This is a genomic window from Kluyvera sp. Awk 3, from assembly GCF_028069715.1.
Taxonomy (GTDB): domain Bacteria; phylum Pseudomonadota; class Gammaproteobacteria; order Enterobacterales; family Enterobacteriaceae; genus Kluyvera; species Kluyvera georgiana_A.
This window is the reverse complement of the sequence record NZ_JANEWH010000033.1, coordinates 19,054-40,048: the sequence shown is the minus strand read 5'-3', so window position 1 is coordinate 40,048 and position 20,995 is coordinate 19,054. Positions and strand designations below refer to the sequence as shown.

The 20,995-nt window shown below is 55.1% G+C and carries 20 protein-coding genes; 10 read left to right on the top strand and 10 right to left on the bottom strand.

The window, feature by feature from the left end:
• Positions 1-247: 247 nt before the first annotated feature.
• From aroP to NNN71_RS09450, 3 genes are all read left to right on the top strand, one after another.
• On the top strand, positions 248-1,618 hold the full coding sequence (gene aroP, locus NNN71_RS09460; protein WP_065356526.1) for an aromatic amino acid transporter AroP: 1,371 nt from the start codon (positions 248-250) through the stop codon (positions 1,616-1,618).
• Positions 1,619-1,783: 165 nt separating this feature from the next.
• A complete protein-coding gene (locus tag NNN71_RS09455; RefSeq protein ID WP_167576772.1) occupies positions 1,784-3,193 on the top strand; it encodes a glycoside-pentoside-hexuronide (GPH):cation symporter in 1,410 nt (469 codons plus the stop codon).
• On the top strand, positions 3,193-4,143 hold the full coding sequence (locus NNN71_RS09450; RefSeq protein ID WP_271458386.1) for a glycoside hydrolase family 43 protein: 951 nt from the start codon (positions 3,193-3,195) through the stop codon (positions 4,141-4,143). The genes NNN71_RS09455 and NNN71_RS09450 overlap by 1 nt, the downstream gene beginning before the upstream one ends.
• A gap of 38 nt (positions 4,144-4,181) precedes the next feature.
• Here the strand turns inward: NNN71_RS09450 and ampE are convergent, their stop codons facing one another.
• The gene (ampE, locus tag NNN71_RS09445; protein WP_163448045.1) at positions 4,182-5,036 is read right to left on the bottom strand and encodes a beta-lactamase regulator AmpE; all 855 of its coding nucleotides are present in this window, start codon (positions 5,034-5,036) and stop codon (positions 4,182-4,184) included.
• Positions 5,033-5,596, bottom strand: coding sequence for a 1,6-anhydro-N-acetylmuramyl-L-alanine amidase AmpD (gene ampD, locus NNN71_RS09440; protein WP_167576778.1), 564 nt, complete (start codon positions 5,594-5,596; stop codon positions 5,033-5,035). The genes ampE and ampD overlap by 4 nt, the downstream gene beginning before the upstream one ends.
• Positions 5,597-5,683: 87 nt before the next feature.
• On the opposite strand from ampD, the gene nadC reads away from it, so the two are divergent.
• The 4 genes from nadC (at position 5,684) to hofC (ending at position 9,782) form a co-directional block, all read left to right on the top strand.
• Positions 5,684-6,577, top strand: a complete 894-nt coding sequence (gene nadC, locus NNN71_RS09435; protein ID WP_167576780.1) for a carboxylating nicotinate-nucleotide diphosphorylase — start codon at positions 5,684-5,686, stop codon at positions 6,575-6,577.
• A 175-nt stretch (positions 6,578-6,752) separates the two neighbouring features.
• On the top strand, positions 6,753-7,190 hold the full coding sequence (gene ppdD, locus NNN71_RS09430) for a prepilin peptidase-dependent pilin (RefSeq protein WP_163448048.1): 438 nt from the start codon (positions 6,753-6,755) through the stop codon (positions 7,188-7,190).
• A gap of 14 nt (positions 7,191-7,204) precedes the next feature.
• Positions 7,205-8,590 (top strand): type II secretion system protein GspE, encoded by a 1,386-nt coding sequence (gene gspE / locus NNN71_RS09425; RefSeq protein ID WP_271458385.1) that lies wholly within the window; start codon positions 7,205-7,207, stop codon positions 8,588-8,590.
• Positions 8,583-9,782 (top strand): protein transport protein HofC, encoded by a 1,200-nt coding sequence (hofC, locus tag NNN71_RS09420; protein WP_271458384.1) that lies wholly within the window; start codon positions 8,583-8,585, stop codon positions 9,780-9,782. Before gspE ends, hofC begins: the two co-directional genes overlap by 8 nt.
• A 32-nt stretch (positions 9,783-9,814) precedes the next feature.
• On the opposite strand, the gene NNN71_RS09415 is transcribed toward hofC, so the two are convergent.
• Positions 9,815-10,858: a GMP reductase gene (locus NNN71_RS09415; protein ID WP_271458383.1), complete on the bottom strand. Its 1,044-nt coding sequence runs from the start codon at positions 10,856-10,858 to the stop codon at positions 9,815-9,817.
• Positions 10,859-11,082: 224 nt separating this feature from the next.
• Here NNN71_RS09415 and coaE point away from each other — a divergent pair, with 224 nt between their 5' ends.
• From coaE to yacG, 3 genes are read left to right on the top strand one after another with little or no spacing between them, the layout of a single operon-like run.
• Positions 11,083-11,703 carry a dephospho-CoA kinase gene (gene coaE, locus NNN71_RS09410; RefSeq protein ID WP_163448051.1) on the top strand — a complete coding sequence of 207 codons (621 nt, stop codon included), beginning with the start codon at positions 11,083-11,085 and terminating at the stop codon, positions 11,701-11,703.
• A complete protein-coding gene (gene zapD, locus NNN71_RS09405; RefSeq protein ID WP_167576788.1) occupies positions 11,703-12,446 on the top strand; it encodes a cell division protein ZapD in 744 nt (247 codons plus the stop codon). Before coaE ends, zapD begins: the two co-directional genes overlap by 1 nt.
• Positions 12,447-12,455: 9 nt before the next feature.
• Positions 12,456-12,650 carry a DNA gyrase inhibitor YacG gene (gene yacG / locus NNN71_RS09400; RefSeq protein ID WP_163448053.1) on the top strand — a complete coding sequence of 65 codons (195 nt, stop codon included), beginning with the start codon at positions 12,456-12,458 and terminating at the stop codon, positions 12,648-12,650.
• A gap of 35 nt (positions 12,651-12,685) precedes the next feature.
• Here the strand turns inward: yacG and mutT are convergent, their stop codons facing one another.
• The 7 genes from mutT to ftsQ form a co-directional block, all read right to left on the bottom strand.
• Positions 12,686-13,075 carry an 8-oxo-dGTP diphosphatase MutT gene (gene mutT / locus NNN71_RS09395; protein ID WP_064547452.1) on the bottom strand — a complete coding sequence of 130 codons (390 nt, stop codon included), beginning with the start codon at positions 13,073-13,075 and terminating at the stop codon, positions 12,686-12,688.
• 59 nt (positions 13,076-13,134) lie between these two features.
• A complete protein-coding gene (gene secA / locus NNN71_RS09390) occupies positions 13,135-15,840 on the bottom strand; it encodes a preprotein translocase subunit SecA (protein WP_271458382.1) in 2,706 nt (901 codons plus the stop codon).
• Between the two features lie 64 nt (positions 15,841-15,904).
• Positions 15,905-16,411: a secA translation cis-regulator SecM gene (secM, locus tag NNN71_RS09385; protein ID WP_223803306.1), complete on the bottom strand. Its 507-nt coding sequence runs from the start codon at positions 16,409-16,411 to the stop codon at positions 15,905-15,907.
• Between the two features lie 257 nt (positions 16,412-16,668).
• Positions 16,669-17,586 carry a UDP-3-O-acyl-N-acetylglucosamine deacetylase gene (gene lpxC / locus NNN71_RS09380; RefSeq protein ID WP_271458381.1) on the bottom strand — a complete coding sequence of 306 codons (918 nt, stop codon included), beginning with the start codon at positions 17,584-17,586 and terminating at the stop codon, positions 16,669-16,671.
• A gap of 100 nt (positions 17,587-17,686) precedes the next feature.
• Positions 17,687-18,838, bottom strand: coding sequence for a cell division protein FtsZ (gene ftsZ / locus NNN71_RS09375; protein ID WP_035893043.1), 1,152 nt, complete (start codon positions 18,836-18,838; stop codon positions 17,687-17,689).
• 63 nt (positions 18,839-18,901) lie between these two features.
• The gene (ftsA, locus tag NNN71_RS09370) at positions 18,902-20,164 is read right to left on the bottom strand and encodes a cell division protein FtsA (protein WP_271458380.1); all 1,263 of its coding nucleotides are present in this window, start codon (positions 20,162-20,164) and stop codon (positions 18,902-18,904) included.
• Entirely contained in the window at positions 20,161-20,994 is an 834-nt protein-coding gene (ftsQ, locus tag NNN71_RS09365) for a cell division protein FtsQ (RefSeq protein ID WP_064547442.1), read from the bottom strand. The genes ftsA and ftsQ overlap by 4 nt, the downstream gene beginning before the upstream one ends.
• Position 20,995: the final 1 nt, after the last annotated feature.

The window sequence follows — 20,995 nt, the reverse complement described above, 5'->3', positions numbered from 1 at the left end:
ATTCAATATTATCGCGATGGCGCCATTTCAGCGCGGCGTGACCGTTGTTGTCTTTTTATCCAATCTGTCATCACCCCTTCATAAAGCAGGTGCATTCCTTCGCGCTTACCACTATTCTGCTCATGACGAAAGAGCCTTACCTCTTTTTAAGAAAAGCTTTTCGTAAACATAACAATACAGAAAACGGAATTTCTTAAGTACATACGCACAACAGCGTCACAATAATAACCACACACGAGGTTTCACAATGGAAGGTCAACAGCAAGGCGCGCAGCTTAAGCGCGGCCTGAAGAACCGCCATATCCAGCTGATTGCTCTGGGCGGCGCTATCGGCACCGGCCTGTTTCTTGGCAGCGCCTCCGTCATTCAATCCGCCGGTCCCGGTATTATTCTCGGCTACGCAATCGCCGGTTTTATTGCCTTTATGATCATGCGCCAGCTAGGTGAAATGGTGGTTGAAGAGCCTGTAGCCGGCTCCTTCAGCCACTTTGCCTACAAGTACTGGGGCAACTTCGCGGGCTTTGCTTCAGGCTGGAACTACTGGGTGCTGTACGTCCTGGTTGCCATGGCGGAACTCACCGCAGTGGGTAAATACATCCAGTTCTGGTATCCCGAGATCCCTACCTGGGCTTCCGCGGCAGCCTTCTTTGTGATTATCAACGCCATCAACCTGACCAACGTTAAAGTGTTCGGTGAAATGGAGTTCTGGTTTGCCATCATCAAAGTTATCGCGGTTATCGCGATGATCCTGTTCGGCGCATGGCTGCTGTTCAGCGGCAGCGCTGGCCCGCAGGCCACCGTGCGCAACCTGTGGGAACAAGGCGGCTTCCTGCCGCACGGCTGGACGGGGCTGGTGATGATGATGGCGATCATCATGTTCTCCTTCGGCGGCCTGGAGCTGGTTGGGATTACCGCGGCGGAAGCGGATAACCCGGAGCAGAGCATTCCTAAAGCCACCAACCAGGTTATCTACCGTATCCTGATTTTCTATGTGGGCTCGCTGGCGGTACTGCTCTCGCTGATGCCGTGGACCCGCGTCACCGCGGATGTCAGCCCGTTCGTGCTTATCTTCCATGAACTGGGCGACTCGTTCGTGGCGAATGCCCTGAATATCGTGGTCCTGACCGCCGCGCTCTCCGTGTACAACAGCTGCGTCTACTGCAACAGCCGTATGCTTTTCGGCCTGGCGCAGCAGGGCAATGCCCCGAAAGCGCTGCTGAACGTCGACAAACGCGGCGTGCCGGTGAGCTCTATTTTAGTTTCCGCCGTCGTGACTGCGCTGTGCGTGCTGATCAACTACCTGGCCCCAGAGTCCGCATTCGGACTGCTGATGGCGCTGGTGGTTTCTGCACTGGTCATTAACTGGGCGATGATCAGCCTGGCGCACATCAAGTTCCGCAAAGCCAAACAGCAACAGGGCGTCACCACACGCTTCCCGGCGCTGTTCTACCCGCTGGGGAACTGGATCTGCCTGGTCTTCATGGCTGCCGTGCTGGTGATTATGGTGATGACTCCGGGCATGGCCATCTCCGTATGGCTGATTCCGGTATGGATCATCATTCTGGGCATCGGCTTTATGTTTAAGCAGAAGAGCGCCAAAACCGTAAAAGCGCACTAATCTGACAGGTCCTCTCCTCCCGGAGGGGGCTTTTTCCCTGATGTTACCTGCCTCACAGTTTCATTTTCGCAGCAGCTTTCTCCATATCAACAACGTTATCCTGCTACGCATTTCACCCTTTAACTGGCAATAATCTTCTCCATATTCCCCAAGAGAGATCTGGCGATGGACGCAAGTAAACTGTCAGTAAAAGAGAAGATTGGTTATGGCATGGGCGATGCAGGATGCAACATCATCTTCGGCGCTATCATGCTGTTCGTTAACTATTTTTACACCGATATTTTTGGACTGGCGCCAGCATTGGTGGGCGTACTGCTGCTCTCAATCCGCGTTATCGACGCTGTTACCGACCCGATTATGGGCGCGCTGGCCGACCGTACCCGCAGTAAGTATGGTCGCTTTCGTCCATGGCTGCTGTGGATAGCCTTCCCCTATGCGCTGTTCAGCGTGCTGATGTTCACCACGCCAGACTGGAGCTATAGCAGCAAAGTTATCTATGCGTTTGTCACCTATTTCCTGCTGTCGGTCACCTATACCGCCATCAACATTCCTTACTGCTCGCTGGGTAGCGTGATTACCAACGACCCGAAAGAGCGCGTCGCCTGCCAGTCCTATCGCTTTGTACTGGTTGGCATCGCCACCCTGCTGCTGTCGCTGACCCTGCTGCCGATGGCCGACTGGTTTGGCGGCGAAGACAAAGCCAAAGGCTATCAGATGGCGATGACCGTGCTGGCCTTTATCGGCATGTGTATGTTCCTGTTCTGCTTTGCCACCGTACGTGAACGCGTACGCCCGGCGGTACAGACCAACGATGAACTGAAGCAGGATTTAAAAGACGTCTGGAAAAACGACCAGTGGGTGCGCATTCTGCTGCTGACCCTGTGCAACGTATGCCCGGGATTTATCCGCATGGCCGCCACTATGTACTACGTCACCTGGGTGATGGGCGAAAGCACGCACTTCGCCACTATTTTTATCAGCCTGGGCGTGGTCGGCATGATGATCGGCAGTATGCTGGCCAAAGTGTTGACCGATCGCTGGTGTAAACTGCAGGTCTTCTTCTGGACCAACATCGTACTGGCCGTCTTCTCTATCGCCTTCTATTTCTTCGACCCGCACGCCACCGTGCTGATCGTGGTGCTCTACTTCCTGCTGAACGTGCTGCACCAGATCCCGTCTCCGCTACACTGGTCGCTGATGGCCGACGTTGATGATTATGGCGAATGGAAAACCGGCAAACGTATCACCGGCATCAGCTTTTCCGGCAACCTGTTCTTCCTGAAGGTGGGGCTTGCGGTTGCCGGTGCCATGGTTGGCTTCCTGCTCTCCTGGTATGGCTACGACGCGGGCGCCAAGGCGCAAAGCGACACCACCCTCAACGGTATTATGCTGCTGTTCACCGTGATTCCTGGCGTGGGCTATCTGATTACCGCAGGCGTGGTCCGTCTGCTGAAAGTTGACCGCAACCTGATGAAACAGATTCAGGAAGATCTCGAAAAACGCCGCAATAACTACCGCGAGCTGAATGAATACCAGCAAGAATTGAAAACGACTGAACACGTAAGGAAAGCCTGATGAAGAACTGGCCTAACCCCTTTATTGAGCAACGCGCCGATCCGTTTATTCTGCGCCATAAGGATACGTACTACTTTATCGCCTCTGTGCCGGAATATGATCGGCTGGAGATCCGCCGCGCCACGGACCTCGACGGCCTGCGCACCGCTGAGCCGGTAGTGGTCTGGCGCAAGCCGGACAGCGGCCCGATGAGCAACCTTATCTGGGCGCCGGAGCTGCACCACATTGACGGCAAGTGGTATATCTACTTCGCCGCCGCCCACACTCAGGCGTTCGACAGTCTGGGGATGTTCCAGCACCGCATGTTTGCGCTGGAGTGCAGCGACGCCGATCCGCTCAGTGGGAAATGGGTTGAGAAAGGTCAGGTAAAAACGCCGTTCGACACCTTCTGTCTCGACGCCACCACCTTCGAACATCAGGGTAAACGGTGGTATCTGTGGGCGCAAAAGTCTCCGGAGATTGCCGGTAACTCCAACCTGTATCTGGCCGAGCTGGAAAACCCGTGGACCCTGAAAGGTAAGCCCGTCATGCTCAGCAAACCCGAATTCGACTGGGAATGTCGCGGTTTTCTGGTGAACGAAGGGCCTGCCGTTGTCACTCACGGCAACCGCCTGTTTATCAGCTACTCCGCCAGCGCCACCGACGAAAACTACTGCATGGGCCTGCTGTGGATTGATAAAGATGCCGACATGACCAACGTGGAAAACTGGCATAAGTCACCGGAGCCGGTATTCACCACCAGCTACGAAAATCGTCAGTACGGTCCTGGACACAATAGCTTTACGCAGACGCCGGAAGGTGATGATGTGCTGGTGTATCACGCGAGGAACTACACGGAAATTGAAGGCGACCCGCTGTACGACCCGAATCGCCACACCCGCCTGAAAACGGTCCGCTGGACGGAAGACGGAATGCCAGACTTCGGCATCCCGCCGGCAGATACGCTATAAACGCATTGCCCGGTAACGCGACGTTTACCGGGCAAAAACTACACTAACGTTCCATAAATCGTCAGCAGCGCCATTACCACCACCACCGCATACGAGGTTTTTTTCGCCATCGAGACCGCGGCTTTTGGCGTTTCCACCTTATCCACGTGCGGTTCGCGGGCAAGCGAATACTGCGCCAGCGTCGTCAACACCTGATACTGCGAAGAATGCCGGTCGCCCAACGAAGCAAACCACGCCGGAAGCGCCTTCTCACCGTGGCCAATCAGCGCATATACCACGCCAACCAAACGAACAGGAACCCAATCCACCACATGCAGGATTGCGTCTATCCCTGACTGCAAGCGCTGATGCGGCGTCTGATAACGCGCGAGGAAAGACTGCCACGAACGCAAAAACGCGTAGCCTATCAACGCCATCGGCCCCCACGAGCCCCCCACCACGAACCAGAACAGCGGGGCCAGGTAGAAACGGTAGTTGATCCACAGCAGCGCATTCTGCAATTCACGCAGGAACTCGCGCTCATCGCAACCCGGCGGGACGCCATGAATCATTGTCAGCTCGCTGGCCATCGCCTCACGGGCGTGGGCATCATTGCGCGATGCCGCCTTCAGATAGGCGTGATAATGCAGACGAACGCGGCCCGCGCCGATACACAACAGCCCCAGCAGAATCCAGAAAATAAGCTGTGGCACGTTAAACAGCAGCCCATCGAGCACACGCTGAATAATTCCGACCACGGCCATTGCCGCGATGGTCATCAGCAACGTGGCGCCCAGAGAATAGTGCTTCACCCGGCGAAACAGCACTTCCAGACGATGGTCGAGCTGCCAGTGTTCACCGAGTTTAAACAGACGCTCGGCAAGCAGAACCAGAAGTGTGGTAAACAACGTCATGTCATCTCCTTATCTGACGAGGGGGTGACCAGCGCGCGAAAACGCGCCCAGTCAAACGCCGGGCCGGGATCGGTTTTGCGCACAGGCGCGATATCACTGTGGCCAGTCATGTTATCGGCAATGAGGGGATATTCGGCAATGAGCAACTGGGTTAAGGCCGCCAGTTGCGCATACTGCGCATCGGTGTAGGCCAGCGTATCGGTACCTTCGAGCTCAATACCGATAGAGAAATCATTACATCGCTCGCGCCCGTGATAGCTGGAAACGCCGGCATGCCAGGCGCGTTTATCAAAGGGAACGTACTGCACAATCTCACCATCACGACGGATCAAGCAGTGGGCTGACACCCGCAGATGACAAATTTCCGCAAAAAATGGATCGGCGTTGGGGTCGAGCGTGCCAGTAAACAGGGCATCTATCCACGGGCCGCCAAATTGACCGGGCGGCAGGCTAATATTATGCACAACCAGCAGCGAGGGGGCCTCATCCTGTGGGCGAGTATCGTGATGAGGGGACGGCACCTGCCGAACGCCCACCAGCCAGCCCTTATCTAACTGCATTCAGGATCTCCTAAAATATGGTGATACTTGCTGGTTCAGAGTAGCATGTTTCAATCTTTTGCATCGTTACCAATTTGGAGCTTTATTATGCCGCCTCGCCGCTATAACCCAGACCATCGACGTGACGCGCTACTTGAACGTATTAATCTCGATATCCCTAACGCTGTCGCCCAGGCGCTGCGCGAAGATCTGGGCGGAGAAGTGAACGCACAGAACGATATTACCGCACAACTCTTACCGGAAAAAACACAGTCTCATGCCATCGTGATTACGCGTGAAGACGGCGTATTTTGCGGTAAACGCTGGGTTGAAGAGGTCTTTATTCAACTGGCGGGCGATGACGTCACCCTGACCTGGCACGTTGAAGATGGCGATACCGTCATCGCTAATCAACCGCTGTTTGAGATTAACGGCCCGTCCCGCGTTCTGCTCACCGGCGAGCGCACGGCGTTGAACTTCGTGCAAACGCTTTCCGGTGTCGCCAGCGAAGTACGTAAATACGTCAACCTGCTGGAAGGCACGCATACCCAACTGTTGGATACCCGCAAAACGCTGCCAGGCCTGCGCACCGCGCTAAAATACGCCGTGCTGTGCGGCGGCGGCGCCAATCACCGCCTGGGGTTATCCGACGCCTTCCTGATCAAAGAAAACCACATTATTGCCTCCGGCTCCGTGCGTCAGGCAGTAGAGAAAGCGTTCTGGCTGCATCCGGACGTGCCGGTTGAAGTCGAAGTGGAAACCCTGCAAGAGCTGCGTGAAGCGCTGAAGGCCGGTGCCGACATCATCATGCTTGATAACTTTGATACCGAGCAGATGCGTGAAGCGGTAAACATTACCCAAGGCCAGGCTCAGTTGGAGGTCTCGGGCAACGTGACCTTCGACACCATCCGCGAGTTCGCTGAAACCGGCGTCGACTTCATCTCCGTCGGCGCGCTAACCAAGCATGTGCGAGCGCTCGATCTGTCGATGCGTTTCCGCTAACCCCTGATAATGCCCTCCACCGCGAGGGCATTTTCCCGATCGTCGTTCCACTTCCCCCTGCACATCTGCAACCCCAGTAAAAACGCTGGGAGGCGGCTTCCTGAACACCGCTTCGCCCCTCGCTGACCGCGTTAACCTCTGCCAGAGTAGCGCCAGTTTCAGCAAGGAGCAGAACATGAACAAACAACAAGGTTTTACTCTCATCGAACTGATGGTCGTTATCGGCATCATTGCCATTCTTAGCGCCATTGGTATCCCGGCCTACCAGAATTACCTACGCAAAGCAGCGCTAACCGATATGCTGCAAACCTTTGTTCCCTACCGCACCGCGATCGAACTGTGCGCACTCGACCGCGGCGGGCTGGATAACTGCGATGCAGGCAGCAATGGCATCCCCTCACCGACCACCACGCGTTATGTTTCAGCCATGAGCGTCGCGCAGGGCACGGTTATCCTGACCGGCCAGGAGAGCCTCAACGGCCTGACCGTTACCCTCGTCCCCGGCTGGGACAACGCCAACGGCATCACCGGCTGGCAGCGCACCTGTGATATCCAGAACGATGGCGCACTCCAGCAGGCCTGTGAAGACGTTTTCCGCTTTGATGTTCAGTAAGCGAAGGGGCAATGATGAAACAGGAACAATTGTTAACGTTGTGCCAACGTCACCATGCGGTACTGCTCAGCAACGCGGCCGATGAACTGAGTATCGCGGTCGTGGGTACGCCGCCTGGCGAGCTGATGGATTCGCTCCGCTTTGCCACTCAAAAGCGCATCGATATTGAATGCTGGACGCAGGAGAGGATGGACAAATATCTGCAGCAGTCGACGCCTTTAACCAATGCCAGGCCGCATGATGAAAGTGATAACGCGGTTGACCTGCTCAACCATCTGCTCAAACAAGCGCTGGTTCAACGCGCGTCCGATATCCATTTTGAGCCGACCGAACATGCGCTTCGCGTACGGCTTCGTGTCGATGGCGTGCTGCATCCTCTCGCCCCCATTGCTCTGCCGTTAATGGCACCGCTGATTGCCAGGCTTAAGGTGCTCGGCGGCCTCGATATCGCCGAGCGGCGCTTACCTCAGGACGGTCAGTTCACAATAGATATTGCCGATAAGCCGCTCTCATTCCGACTCTCGACGCTTCCCTGCCGCTACGGCGAGAAAGCCGTGCTGCGTCTGCTGCACAAGGTGGAACAGGCGCTTGATCTTCAACGGTTAGGGCTATCAGACAATGAGCTAATGCAGCTTCAGTCTGCGTTAAATCAACCGCAAGGGCTGATTCTGGTCACCGGGCCGACGGGCAGCGGAAAAACGGTGACGCTCTACAGCGCGCTGCAAAGCCGCAACCGGAGTAACGTCAATATCTGCAGTGTGGAAGACCCCATTGAGATCCCTCTTGATGGTCTGAATCAGACACAGATTAGCCCGCGCGCTGGATTGACCTTCCAGAACGTACTGCGCGCCTTGCTGCGTCAGGACCCCGATATCGTGATGGTCGGTGAAATCCGCGACGGCGAGACGGCGGAGATCGCTATCAAAGCCGCGCAGACAGGTCATCTGGTGCTCTCGACGCTGCATACCAACTCCACCGTCGAAACGCTGGTACGCCTCGAGCAAATGGGGGTGGCGCGCTGGATGGTGTCATCGGCACTGTTAATGGTCGTCGCACAGAGACTGGTTCGGCGACTCTGCCCACACTGCCGCCAGACATCGCCCGGTGAACAGCCGCTCCCACGGTCGCTATGGCCACGCCCGCTGCCGCACTGGACGGCACCGGGCTGCCCGCACTGTTACCATGGTTATCAGGGCCGTCTCGCGCTGTTTGAACTGCTGCCGCTTACGCCCACACTACGACAGGGGATCGTTAATGGACGCAGTCCGGCGGAACTGATGATACATGCTCGGGAAGCGGGTATGAAAACGCTGTTTGAAAATGGCTGCCGGGCCGTCGAGCAAGGGCTAACCACGCAGGAAGAATTACTGCGCGTGCTAGGGCTCCCAAAGGATGCGTGAACAGCTTTGGTACTGGCGTGGGCTTGACCCCAACGGCATCGAGCATCGCGGTACGCTCTGGGCCAGCCATCGGCCTGGCGCGCTGATGGCGCTCACGCAACAGAACATTATTGCCCTCTCGTTGAAGCGCCGTGCGATAAACCCGTCACTCTGGCGGGCACAGCACAGCTGTGCGGTAATCAGTCAGTTGGCAACCCTGTTGCAGGCTGGGCTCACGTTATCAGACAGCCTGGCGCTCCTCAGCCAGCAGCACCCGGCACCGCAATGGCGTGCCCTTCTCGACTCCCTGGCTAGCCGTCTGGCGCAAGGTGTCACATTATCGGAAGGATTGAAACCGTGGCCGCAGGCTTTTCCCCCACTCTACCTGGCGATGATTCGCACCGGTGAAATCACCGGTAAGCTGGAACAATGCTGTCTGGCGCTCTCTCAGCAACAGAAAGCGCAACTGCTGCTGACGGCAAAGGTGAAAAAGGCGCTGCGCTATCCGCTGATTATTTTATCGCTGGCCGTACTGGTGGTGGTGGCGATGGTCAGCTTTGTACTGCCAGAATTTACCGCCATCTATCGCACCTTCAACACGCCGTTGCCCGCGCTGACACAGGCCGTCATGGCAAGCGCCACCTTTATTGAGCGGTGGTACCTTCCTCTTTTGGTTTTTCTGCTGTTGCCTGTGATGCTAAGCGCCGCGTTAAAAAACCACCCGCCATGGCAGCGTATTCGTCAGCGGATGTTGCTCGCGCTGCCGATCCTGGGCAAGCTCAGGCGTGGCCAGATGCTCAGCCAGATTTTTACCGTCCTTTCGCTGACGCAGCGCGCAGGCATCGCCTTTTTGCAGGGGCTGGAGACCGTTGAGGAAACGCTTAGTTGCCCGTGGTGGCGTGAGGTTATCACCCGGCTACATCACGACGTGGCGCAGGGTTGCACGATCTGGCAGGCCATGGAAAACAGTGGCGTGTTTACACCTTTATGCTTACAGCTGGTAAGGACCGGAGAAGCGTCCGGGGCGCTGGATGAAATGCTGGAGAATCTGGCCCGGCATCACAATGAGAGCACTCAGAATCTGGCAGAAAACCTGACGTCGATACTGGAACCATTGCTGCTTATCGTCACGGGGTTAATTATCGGAACGCTGGTCGTCGCGATGTATCTGCCCATTTTTCATCTGGGAGACGCCATCAGCGGAGCGGGATAACGCTGGCGCATACGGCGCCAGCGTTAAAGGGGTTACAGGCTGTTGAACACGCGGTTCTCTTGTTCCTGTACCCGGATAAAGGTGGTGCGTTTAGTCAGCTCTTTCAGGCGAGAGGCCCCAACGTAGGTACACGCTGAACGCAGGCCACCAAGGATATCGCGCGCGGTGTTATCAACCGGGCCACGCAGCGGCAGCTTCACGGTTTTGCCTTCTGCCGCACGGTACTGAGCAACGCCGCCCACGTGGCGCTTCATCGCAGACTCAGAGCTCATGCCGTAGAACAGCATAAATTTCTCGCCATTCTCTTCGACAATCACGCCGCCGCTTTCATCGTGACCAGCCAGCATGCCGCCCAACATCACGAAGTCGGCGCCGCCGCCAAAAGCTTTGGCTACGTCGCCCGGCATGGTGCAGCCGCCGTCGCTGACGATCTGGCCGCCAAGTCCATGCGCCGCATCAGCACATTCAATCACTGCGGACAGTTGCGGATAACCGACGCCGGTTTTCACGCGGGTTGTGCAGACGGAACCCGGACCGATACCCACTTTCACAATGTCTGCGCCAGACAGAATCAGCTCTTCACACATCTCGCCGGTCACCACGTTGCCTGCGCAGATAGTTTTCGTCGGCCATGCTTCACGCGCTTTCGCTACAAACTGTACAAAGTGCTCAGAGTAACCATTAGCCACATCAATACAGACAAAGTTCAGCGCTGAGTTCAGCTTGAGGATCTGCTGCGTTTTTTCGAAGTCGGCGTCGGAGGTCCCGGTAGAGACCATCACGTGCTTGAGCACGTCTTCAGACTCGGCCTGCACAAAGACTTTCCACTCTTCAACGGAGTAGTGCTTATGTACGGCGGTCAGGATATCGAAAGAGGCAAGCGCTTTTGCCATCCCGAAAGTCCCCACGGAGTCCATATTCGCAGCAATAATCGGTACGCCTGACCAGCGTTGGCCTGAATGTTTAAAGGTGAATTCGCGTTCCAGTTCAACATCGGAACGGCTTTTAAGAGTAGAGCGTTTAGGGCGGATAAGAACGTCTTTGAAACCTAACTTCAGATCTTCTTCGATACGCATGTGCGAATTCCTGGGGTTAATGGCAATTAAATTGAGAGCACAACTCCAGTAATGCAATCATACGCACTAATCAGGTCTTCGCAAGACTGCGATTTTCACTTTTTTTAAGCTACAATCCCATAAATTTACCTGGCGAATAGTACCGTGCATCTTTGATTCGCACACTTCGGGCGCCAGCTTTTTAACCAAATGATTTTCATACTAAAATTCCAGGGCTAAGCGGTATGACTTACACAGTGGCGTTAACGGGCGGCATCGGCAGCGGCAAAAGCACGGTCGCAGATGCGTTTTCTTGCCTGGGAATTAACGTGATTGATGCCGATATTCTTGCCCGTCAGGTTGTCGAACCCGGCACGCCGGCGCTAGCAGCCATTACCGAACATTTCGGCCACCACATTCTGACCCCGGAAGGGGCGCTAAACCGCCGGGAGCTACGCGAACGTATTTTCGCCAACCCGGAGGAAAAAGCCTGGCTCAACGCCCTCCTGCATCCTTTGATTCAGCAGGAAACACAGCGTCAGCTTCGTCAGGCCACCTCGCCTTACGTGCTTTGGGTCGTTCCTCTTCTGGTGGAAAACAAACTCTACGAGCGGGCCGATCGCGTACTGGTCGTTGACGTATCACGCGAGACCCAGCTTCTTCGTACCATGCAGCGCGACAACGTGTCGCGAGAGCATGCGGAAAATATTCTTGCAGCCCAGGCCACGCGCGAAGCGCGTCTGGCCGTGGCTGACGACGTTATTAATAACAACGGCACACCAGATGCCATTGCATCGGATGTTGCTCGCCTTCACGCGCACTATCTTGAGCTCGCGGCACAGGCTGTATCACAGGAAAAATCGTAATGCACACCCACATCCTTTTTGAGCATCCGCTAAACGAAAAAATGCGTACCTGGCTGCGTATTGAATTTCTGACTGAGCAATTGAATGCCAATTTACCCATCAGAGATCACGCCAGCGCGCTGCACTTTTTTCGCAACGTAGGGGATTTACTGGATGTGTTCGAACGCGGCGATATCCGCACAGAACTGCTCAAAGAGCTGGAACGCCAACAGCGTAAACTGAACGCCTGGAGCGAAGTCCCGGGTGTTGATCTCAGCCGTATCGACGCCCTGCGTCAGCAATTGAAAAATAGCAGCAGCATCCTGATGGCGGCACCGCGTATCGGGCAGTTCCTGCGTGAAGATCGCCTGATTGCGCTGGTGCGTCAGCGTCTGAGTATTCCGGGAGGTTGCTGCAGCTTCGACCTGCCGACGCTGCATATCTGGCTACACGCTAAACAGCATCAGCGCGATGCGCTGGTGGAAACCTGGCTGGCAAGCCTGGAGCCGCTCAATCAGGCGTTGACGTTAATTCTCGATCTGGTACGCAATTCAGCGCAGTTCCGCAAGCAAACCAGCCTGAACGGTTTTTACCAGGACAACGGTGAAGATGCCGACCTGCTGCGTCTGAAGCTTGAACTGACCTCGCAGCTTTACCCGCAGATCTCCGGCCACAAGAGCCGCTTTGCTATCCGCTTTATGCCGCTGGACAGCGAGCACGGCGTGGTACCGGAGCGTCTGGATTTTGAACTGGCGTGCTGCTAAGGAGAGAAGATGTCTGACGTCACCACCGTAAACTGCCCCACCTGCAACAAACCGGTTGTCTGGGGCGAACAAAGCCCCTATCGCCCATTTTGCTCCAAGCGCTGCCAGCTGATTGACCTTGGCGAATGGGCGGCGGAGGAGAAGCGAATCCCGAGCAGCGGCGATCTCTCCGACAGCGATGACTGGAGCGAAGAGCAGCAGTAAATCCGACGCCGGGAACCGCCCGGCGTCATCACATATCAACCCGCGATCAGCTTTTCAATCACCGGCACGTTCGCTGGCGGGAATTCGTCCGCCACCAAATCCTGTTGCGCAACCCAGCGTCCCGGCTGCCCTTCTTTGCCCCACGGCTCGCCTTCCCAGCTGTCAACCAGCCAGAACCACAGCGTAATGTGGCGATCGGGGAACTGATATTCCAGCTTATCAAACGGCTGCAGCGAGGTGGTCACGATCCCAACCTCTTCCTGCAGTTCACGGATAACCGCTTCCTGCGGTGACTCCCCCGCTTCAATTTTACCGCCCGGAAACTCCCATTTATGCGCCATGTGCGCATCGGCTGCACGCTGGGTGATATAAATTTCGCCTGCGGCATTGCGAATGATGCCGACGGATATTTGCAGTATTTTCATTTTGTCTTATCCATAAAAAAGGCGCAGAACTCTGCGCCTTTTGTTTTCTTATTATGACCTTAGCTCAGACGGCCATGGCACTGTTTGTATTTTTTACCGGAACCGCAAGGACACGGATCGTTACGACCCACTTTGCGATCGCCGGTTTGTGCGGCCAGATCTTCCGCGACGGCTTCGTCATCGCTCTTATGGCTCAGCTGCTGCATCTGCGCCAGACGCTCAGCTTCTTCACGACGTTGCTGTTCCATGGCTTCAACTTCTTCCGGCATGCGTACCTGCACCTTGCTCAGGGTGCTGATCACTTCATACTTCAGAGATTCCAGCATTGCAGCAAACATGGAGAAGGATTCGCGCTTGTACTCTTGCTTCGGATCTTTCTGCGCATAGCCACGCAGGTGGATACCCTGACGCAGGTAGTCCATTGCCGCCAGGTGCTCTTTCCACAGGGAGTCGAGAGTTTGCAGCATCACGCCTTTTTCGAAGTGACGCATCATTTCAGCGCCAACCACTTCTTCTTTACGCTTGTAGACTTCAACCGCGCTTTCCAGAATACGCTCACGCAGCGTCTCTTCGTGCAGCTCCGGCTCTTTATCCAGCCATTCAGCAATCGGCAGTTCGAGATCGAAGTCATTTTTCAGACGTTCCTGCAGACCCGGAATATCCCACATTTCTTCCAACGACTGTGGCGGAATGTGGGCATCGATAGTCGCTTTGAACACGTCTTCACGAATGCTGTTGATGGTTTCGCTGACGTCAGTTACATCCAGCAGCTCGTTACGCTGGGTGTAGATAGCGCGACGCTGATCGTTGGCAACGTCATCGTATTCCAGCAGTTGCTTACGGATGTCAAAGTTGCGGCTTTCCACTTTACGCTGTGCGTTAGCAATCGCTTTGGTGACCCACGGGTGCTCAATGGCTTCGCCCGGTTTCATCCCCAGCTTACGCATCATGCCGGACACGCGGTCAGAGGCGAAGATACGCATCAGGGCATCTTCCATCGACAGGTAGAAACGAGAAGAACCCGCATCACCCTGACGACCGGAACGGCCGCGCAGCTGGTTATCGATACGACGAGATTCGTGACGTTCGGTACCAATAATGTGCAGACCACCTGCCGCCAGTACCGCGTCGTGACGCACCTGCCAGTCAGCTTTGATTTGCGCAATCTGTTCCGGCGTCGGATCTTCAAGATGCGCAACCTCAGCCTGCCAGCTACCGCCAAGCATAATATCGGTACCACGACCCGCCATGTTGGTGGCGATGGTAACCGCCGCCGGGTAGCCCGCCTGCGCAACGATGTCTGCTTCGCTGGCGTGGAATTTGGCGTTCAGGACGTTATGTTTGATACCCGCTTTGGTCAGCTCGTGGGAGACCACTTCGGATTTTTCGATGGAGATAGTACCTACCAGCACCGGCTGGCCTTTCGCGGTACGCTCTTTGATATCTTCGATAATCGCCTGAATTTTTTCCGCTTCGGTCATGTAGACCAGGTCCGGCATATCTTTACGGATCATCGGACGGTTGGTTGGCACGACCACGGTATCCAGCTTGTAGATCGAGCTGAATTCAAACGCTTCGGTGTCCGCCGTACCGGTCATACCGGCCAGTTTTTCATACAGACGGAAGTAGTTCTGGAAGGTAATGGACGCCAGCGTCTGGTTTTCGTTCTGAATTTCAACGCCTTCTTTGGCTTCTACGGCCTGGTGCAGACCATCAGACCAGCGACGGCCCTGCATGGTACGACCGGTATGTTCGTCGACGATAATAACTTCGCCATCTTTGACGATGTAATCAACGTCGCGGGTGAACAGCACATGGGCGCGCAGCGCGGCGGTCACGTGGTGCATCAGCATAATGTTGCCCGGAGAGTACAGCGACTCGCCCTCTTCCATAATACCTTCTTTCACCAGCAGCTCTTCAATCAGCACCAGACCACGTTCGGTCAGGTTAACCTGACGGGCTTTTTCATCCACAGAGAAGTGACCTTCACCCTGGAAGGTGTCGGAATCTTCCTTCTCCTGGCGGACCAGGTGAGGAATGATTTTGTTCACTCTTTTGTACATTTCCGAGCTGTCTTCAGCCGGGCCGGAAATGATAAGCGGCGTACGCGCTTCATCGATCAGGATGGAGTCGACTTCATCGACCAGCGCATAGTGCAGTTTACGCTGTACGCGCTCTTCCGGGCTGAACGCCATGTTGTCGCGCAGGTAGTCAAAACCGTATTCGTTGTTGGTACCGTAGGTGATGTCGGCATTGTAGGCTTCGCGCTTCGCAGGCGCTGGCAGGCCAGACATGTTAATACCAACGGTCATGCCGAGGAATTCGAACAGCGGACGGTTGTTTTCGGCGTCACGCTGGGCCAGATAGTCGTTGACGGTCACCACGTGCACGCCCTTGCCGGACAGCGCGTTCAGGTAAGCTGGCAGCGTTGCGGTCAGGGTTTTACCTTCACCGGTACGCATTTCCGCGATGCAGCGGTCGTTCAGCACCATACCGCCGAGCAGCTGGACGTCAAAGTGACGCATCCCGAACACACGCTTACTGGCTTCACGCACCACGGCAAACGCTTCAGGAATCAGGCTCTCAACGGTTTCGCCTTTTTCAATGCGCGCGCGGAATTCATTGGTTTTCGCTTTCAGCTCTTCATCGGAGAGTTTTTCCATCTCCGGTTCCATCGCGTTAATAATAGCGACAACTTTGCGCATGCGGCGCAGGGTACGATCGTTACGACTACCAAAAACTTTGGTCAATAATTTGATTAACATAATAAAATCTCAAACGCCCCGACATTTCGGAGTCAGAAAAATAAAGGAAATAAAGCGGTTATTTTCAGACGAGGCGCTGCGGCCCGGCGCGGATGCCCTGCACCTGGCTCACCCAGGCTGGGATACTAAAGACGTGAGGTGAGAGCGCAGGTAACGCTGCGCCCTGAGCAATAATAAGGGACGGCTGACTTTCAACATTCAGCAACGCATTTAGCGTATCCAGCAGCGCCAGATGCTGCGCGGCCTGCAACGGAGATGTTGACTCAGCAACCGGTGACGCCGTCGGCGCCATGGCAAAAGAAAGGTGACGAATAACGGTGCGAATGGCGTGCTGATGCCAGTAGTCGACGCTGAATGAGGGACGACGGTTATTTTCCAGCCGCGCCAGTTGAGAGAAGTCGATTCTCTGCGTCGGATTATGATTACTGGTTGTTGCGCGGGCGGGAGAAGCTGGCTCGGTATTATTCGCAAGCGCAGGCAGGCCAAAACCGGCAGCAACCATCCCCAACAGGAGATGCGGCCAGAAGTAGCGTCTACCAAACTGTCGCCAACGCGTCAGCATTCCACTCACGTAAAGTTCCACCTTCGGTTTCAGTACCGTTATTCTATTTTAGCCCGGGAATATTACCATTAATGCCGCGCTACAGCAGCAGGAATGACGAAAACAGCAACGAAAAACGGGTTAAGAAAGCAGCGGTTGCACTGGAGTGTGATCTTTAAGCGGGCAACGGCAGGAAAACGGATTGACGGGGATAAAAAGAAAAAACGACTGGTTCCCTGACCGGAGAGAGTGCCAGGTTGCCAGTCGAATTTACGAAATGGTCAGGCTTATGCCAGAACCATTGTCGGTGCTTTGAACGCCAGAGGCAGTTCTGCGTCGTCTTCGAAGGTCACAAATTCCCAAGCTTCCTGTTTTGCCAGGACCGCCTGCAGAAGTTTGTTATTCAGTGCATGACCGGATTTGTACGCGGTAAATGCACCAATAATGTTGTGACCACACATGAACAAGTCACCGATGGCATCGAGCATTTTGTGACGAACGAATTCATCTTCAAAACGCAGGCCGTCTTCGTTCAGTACGCGATAATCGTCAACAACGATGGCACAATCGAAGCTACCGCCCAGGCACAGGCCGCGGGACTGCAGATATTCGATATCACGCATGAAACCGAAGGTACGTGCACGGCTGATCTGGCGCATAAAGGCGTCAGCGGAGAAATTCATCGCATAACGCTGGGTGCTGGAGTCAATCGCCGGATGGTTAAAGTCGATGGTGAAATCCAACGAGAAACCATTGTACGGTTTGAATTCAGCCCATTTGTCGCCATCTTCAACGCGAACGGTGTCTTTAATACGGACAAATTTCTTCGCACAGTTCAGTTCATCGATGCCGGCATCCAGCAACAGATAAACGAATGGCGCAGCACTACCGTCCATAATCGGGATTTCTGGCGCATCGACTTCAACAACAATGTTATCGATACCCAGACCCGCCAGCGCGGCGTTCAGGTGCTCTACGGTAGAAATCCGCACGTCATGCTCGTTGACCAGGCAAGTACAGAGCATAGTATCACGCACAGATTTGGCATCAGCCGGAAAATCTACCGATGGATTCAAGTCGGTGCGACGATAGATGACCCCGGTATTTGCCGGCGCAGGGCGTAGCGTCAGTGTGACCTTTTTGCCGGTGTGTAAACCGACGCCAGTCGCCTGAACGATACGTTTAAGTGTCCTTTGTTTGATCATCGTATAATCTCGCCAAATTAACTATCCAACCGAAGTGTACTACACATTCGGTGGGCCAGTTTAGCACAAAGAGCGCAGATTCCCAACTTCCAGCTAATTCTTAATCAGCTTGCTTACGCAGGAACGCCGGGATGTCCAGATAATCCGGTTCTTTAGTGGTCTGCGGCGTATTGTCGTTTACCACTTTAGCAGCCGGTTTCTGTTCTTGCGTCAACGGTGCCATACCGTGCTGCTGATAACGATCCAGCGCCGGTTGCTGCGTCTGCTTGTTGGTCACCAGGGTAATCTCAGGACGTTTGTCCATGCCGATACCGGTGGCAACGACGGTAACACGCAGTTCGTCGTTCATATCCGGGTCAAGTGAAGTACCGATAACCACGGTCGCGTTATCCGATGCAAACGCACGGATGGTGTTACCCACGGTTTCGAACTCATCCAGACGCAGGTCGAAGCCCGCAGTAATGTTGACCAGAACGCCACGCGCGCCGGACAGGTCGATATCTTCCAGCAGCGGGGAAGAGATAGCCATTTCAGCCGCTTCTTCCGCACGATCTTCACCACTTGCTACGCCAGAGCCCATCATCGCGTAGCCCATTTCAGACATCACGGTGCGCACGTCTGCAAAGTCGACGTTCATCAGGCCCGGACGGGTGATCAGCTCAGCGATACCCTGGACTGCACCTTTCAGTACGTCGTTCGCTGCGCCAAACGCGTCGAGCAGGGAAATACCGCGGCCCAATACTTTCAGCAGCTTGTCGTTCGGGATGGTGATCAATGAGTCAACGTGCTTGGACAGCTCGGTGATCCCCTGCTCCGCAAATGCCATACGCTTTTTGCCTTCAAAGTTGAAAGGCTTGGTCACGACGGCAACGGTCAGGATACCTAAATCTTTGGCCACTTCCGCAACCACTGGCGCTGCACCGGTCCCGGTACCGCCGCCCATGCCGGCTGCGATAAACACCATGTCTGCACCGTCAAGTGCTGCACGCAGCGCTTCACGGTCTTCGTCAGCCGCATTACGGCCTACTTCCGGGTTGGCACCCGCACCCAGACCTTTGGTAATACCGCTACCGATCTGGATAGTCTGGCCAACAGCCGTTTTACGCAGTGCCTGCGCGTCGGTGTTAACTGCGAAGAATTCAACGCCTTCGATGCGCTCGCGCACCATGTGTTCAACGGCATTACCGCCGCCGCCACCGACGCCGATGACTTTAATCACCGCGTCGTTGGTCAGTTCCATAGGTTCAAACATAGTTTCTCTCTCCGTTGTGCCTGTCGCCTGAGACCGTTAATGTGCGTTGGTCTCTTTAAAAAATTAAAACTCTTTGCGTAACCAGCTATTCAGTCGTTTGATCCACGAACCAACCGATGCAGTTACGCGCTTTTCTACTTCCGCTTCACCACTCAATTGGGACTCTTTCCCGTAGTGCAGCAGGCCCACTGCCGTGGAATAATACGGCTCCTGGGCATAGTCCGTCAGACCGGTAATGTTCAGCGGTGCGCCAATACGCACCTGCGTATGGAACACCCGCTGCGCGCAGGCCGCTAAGCCTTCAATTTGCGCCGCGCCGCCGGTCAACACAATCCCCGCCGCCAGGTGGTGTTTGACCCCTTGCTGACGAAGCTGTTCCTGTAACTGTAAAATCTCTTCATTGACGAGATTTAAGAGCTCGGTGTAACGCGGCTCAATGACCTCGGCCAATGTCTGGCGCTGCAGGCTGCGCGGCGGACGTCCACCCACGCTCGGCACTTCAACGCTCTCATCTTTGCCCACAATGGAGCCTAATGCGCAACCGTGGCGCACTTTGATCGCTTCGGCATCGCTTGGCGGCGTACCAAACGCATAGGCGATATCGCTGGTCACCACGTTCCCCGCGTATGGGATCACCTTGGTGTGGCGCAATGCACCGCCAGTATACACGGCGATATCCATTGTACCGCCACCGATATCCACCACGCAGACGCCCAGCTCACGTTCGTCTTCGGTCAGAACCGAATAACTTGACGCCAACCCGGCGAAAATAAGCTGATCGACCTTCAGACCACAGCGCTCAACCGCTTTGACGATGTTCTTCGCCATGTCGTTGTGGCAGGTAATCAGATGTACCTTGGCCTGCATACGCACGCCGGACAAGCCGACCGGGTTTTTGATCCCTTCCTGGTAATCAATCGCGTATTCCTGCGGAATCACATGAAGAACACGGTGCTCATCACGCACGCGTACGGACTTCGCCGTATGCACCACGTTCTCAACGTCTTCCTGCGTGACCTCTTCTTCAGAGATAGGCACCATGCCTATCTCATTTTGACAGCTAATGTGTTTGCCGGAAAGCGCCAGATATACAGAAGAGATCTGGCAATCCGCCATCAGTTCCGCCTGATCGATAGCGCGCTGTACGCATTTGACTACCGACTCCAGGTCGTTAACCCCGCCTTTATCCATACCTCGGGATGGGCAACTGCCGACCCCAATGATATTAATCACTCCGTCGGGCAGAACTTCCCCTACTAAAGCGGCTACTTTTGCAGTGCCGATCTCCAGTCCAACTACCAGTTTTCTGTCCGTCGCCTTGATCATTGTTGTTCTGCCTGTGCCTGATTCTGTTGTTGATTAGTGTCCGCCGCAGGAGCAGGTTCCCAGCCTACTGCCGCCCCCGAGTCATAACGCAAATCAACATAGCTAATCCGATTACCCTCAGTTTGCGCCTGCTGTTCCAGAACCGGATACAGTTCCAGAAAACGCGCCAGCCGCTTCATCGTATCGCCCCGCCCCAGATTCAGCTTGATACCGTTATCAAGCGTCAGCTGCCACGAACGGCGCGCGGTCATCGCCGCAACCTTCAACGTGAACTTCCCTTTCGCGAGCACCGCGCCCATGTCGTGATAACCCTGCAAGACTTCGCTTGCGCTGCCTTCCGGGCCATAGAGCATAGGCAAATTCTGCTTGCTGGTTCGATCGGCCGGAATGCTGAAGGCCGTACCTTCCGCATCCACCATGTGCTGATCATTCCAACGCGCAATTGGCACATATTCAACCAGATGAATCTTCAATTCGTCCGGCCACTGCTTTCTTACGCTTGCCTGTTTAATCCACGGCAGGCGTTCAATCTGACTCTGAACGATGTTGACATCCTGAGTCATAAAGGTTCCCGGCGAGCCCAATGCCAGTATGGACTGGCGGATATCATCATTACGTGTGTAATGACGATCGCCGGTGACGACCAGTTTTGAGATGGGCAAACGCTGCGCATCTTCCATCCAGCCAAGCACGACCCAGCCGCTCACAAACACGGTACACAACACCGCCAGCAGGAACAAAATCCCCGCTAAATGCGTTCCATTATTGCGCCGTGAAGCCGCATACTCTTCTTCTTCACGGTTCCGCGTATTCAGCGCAGCCTGCGACATA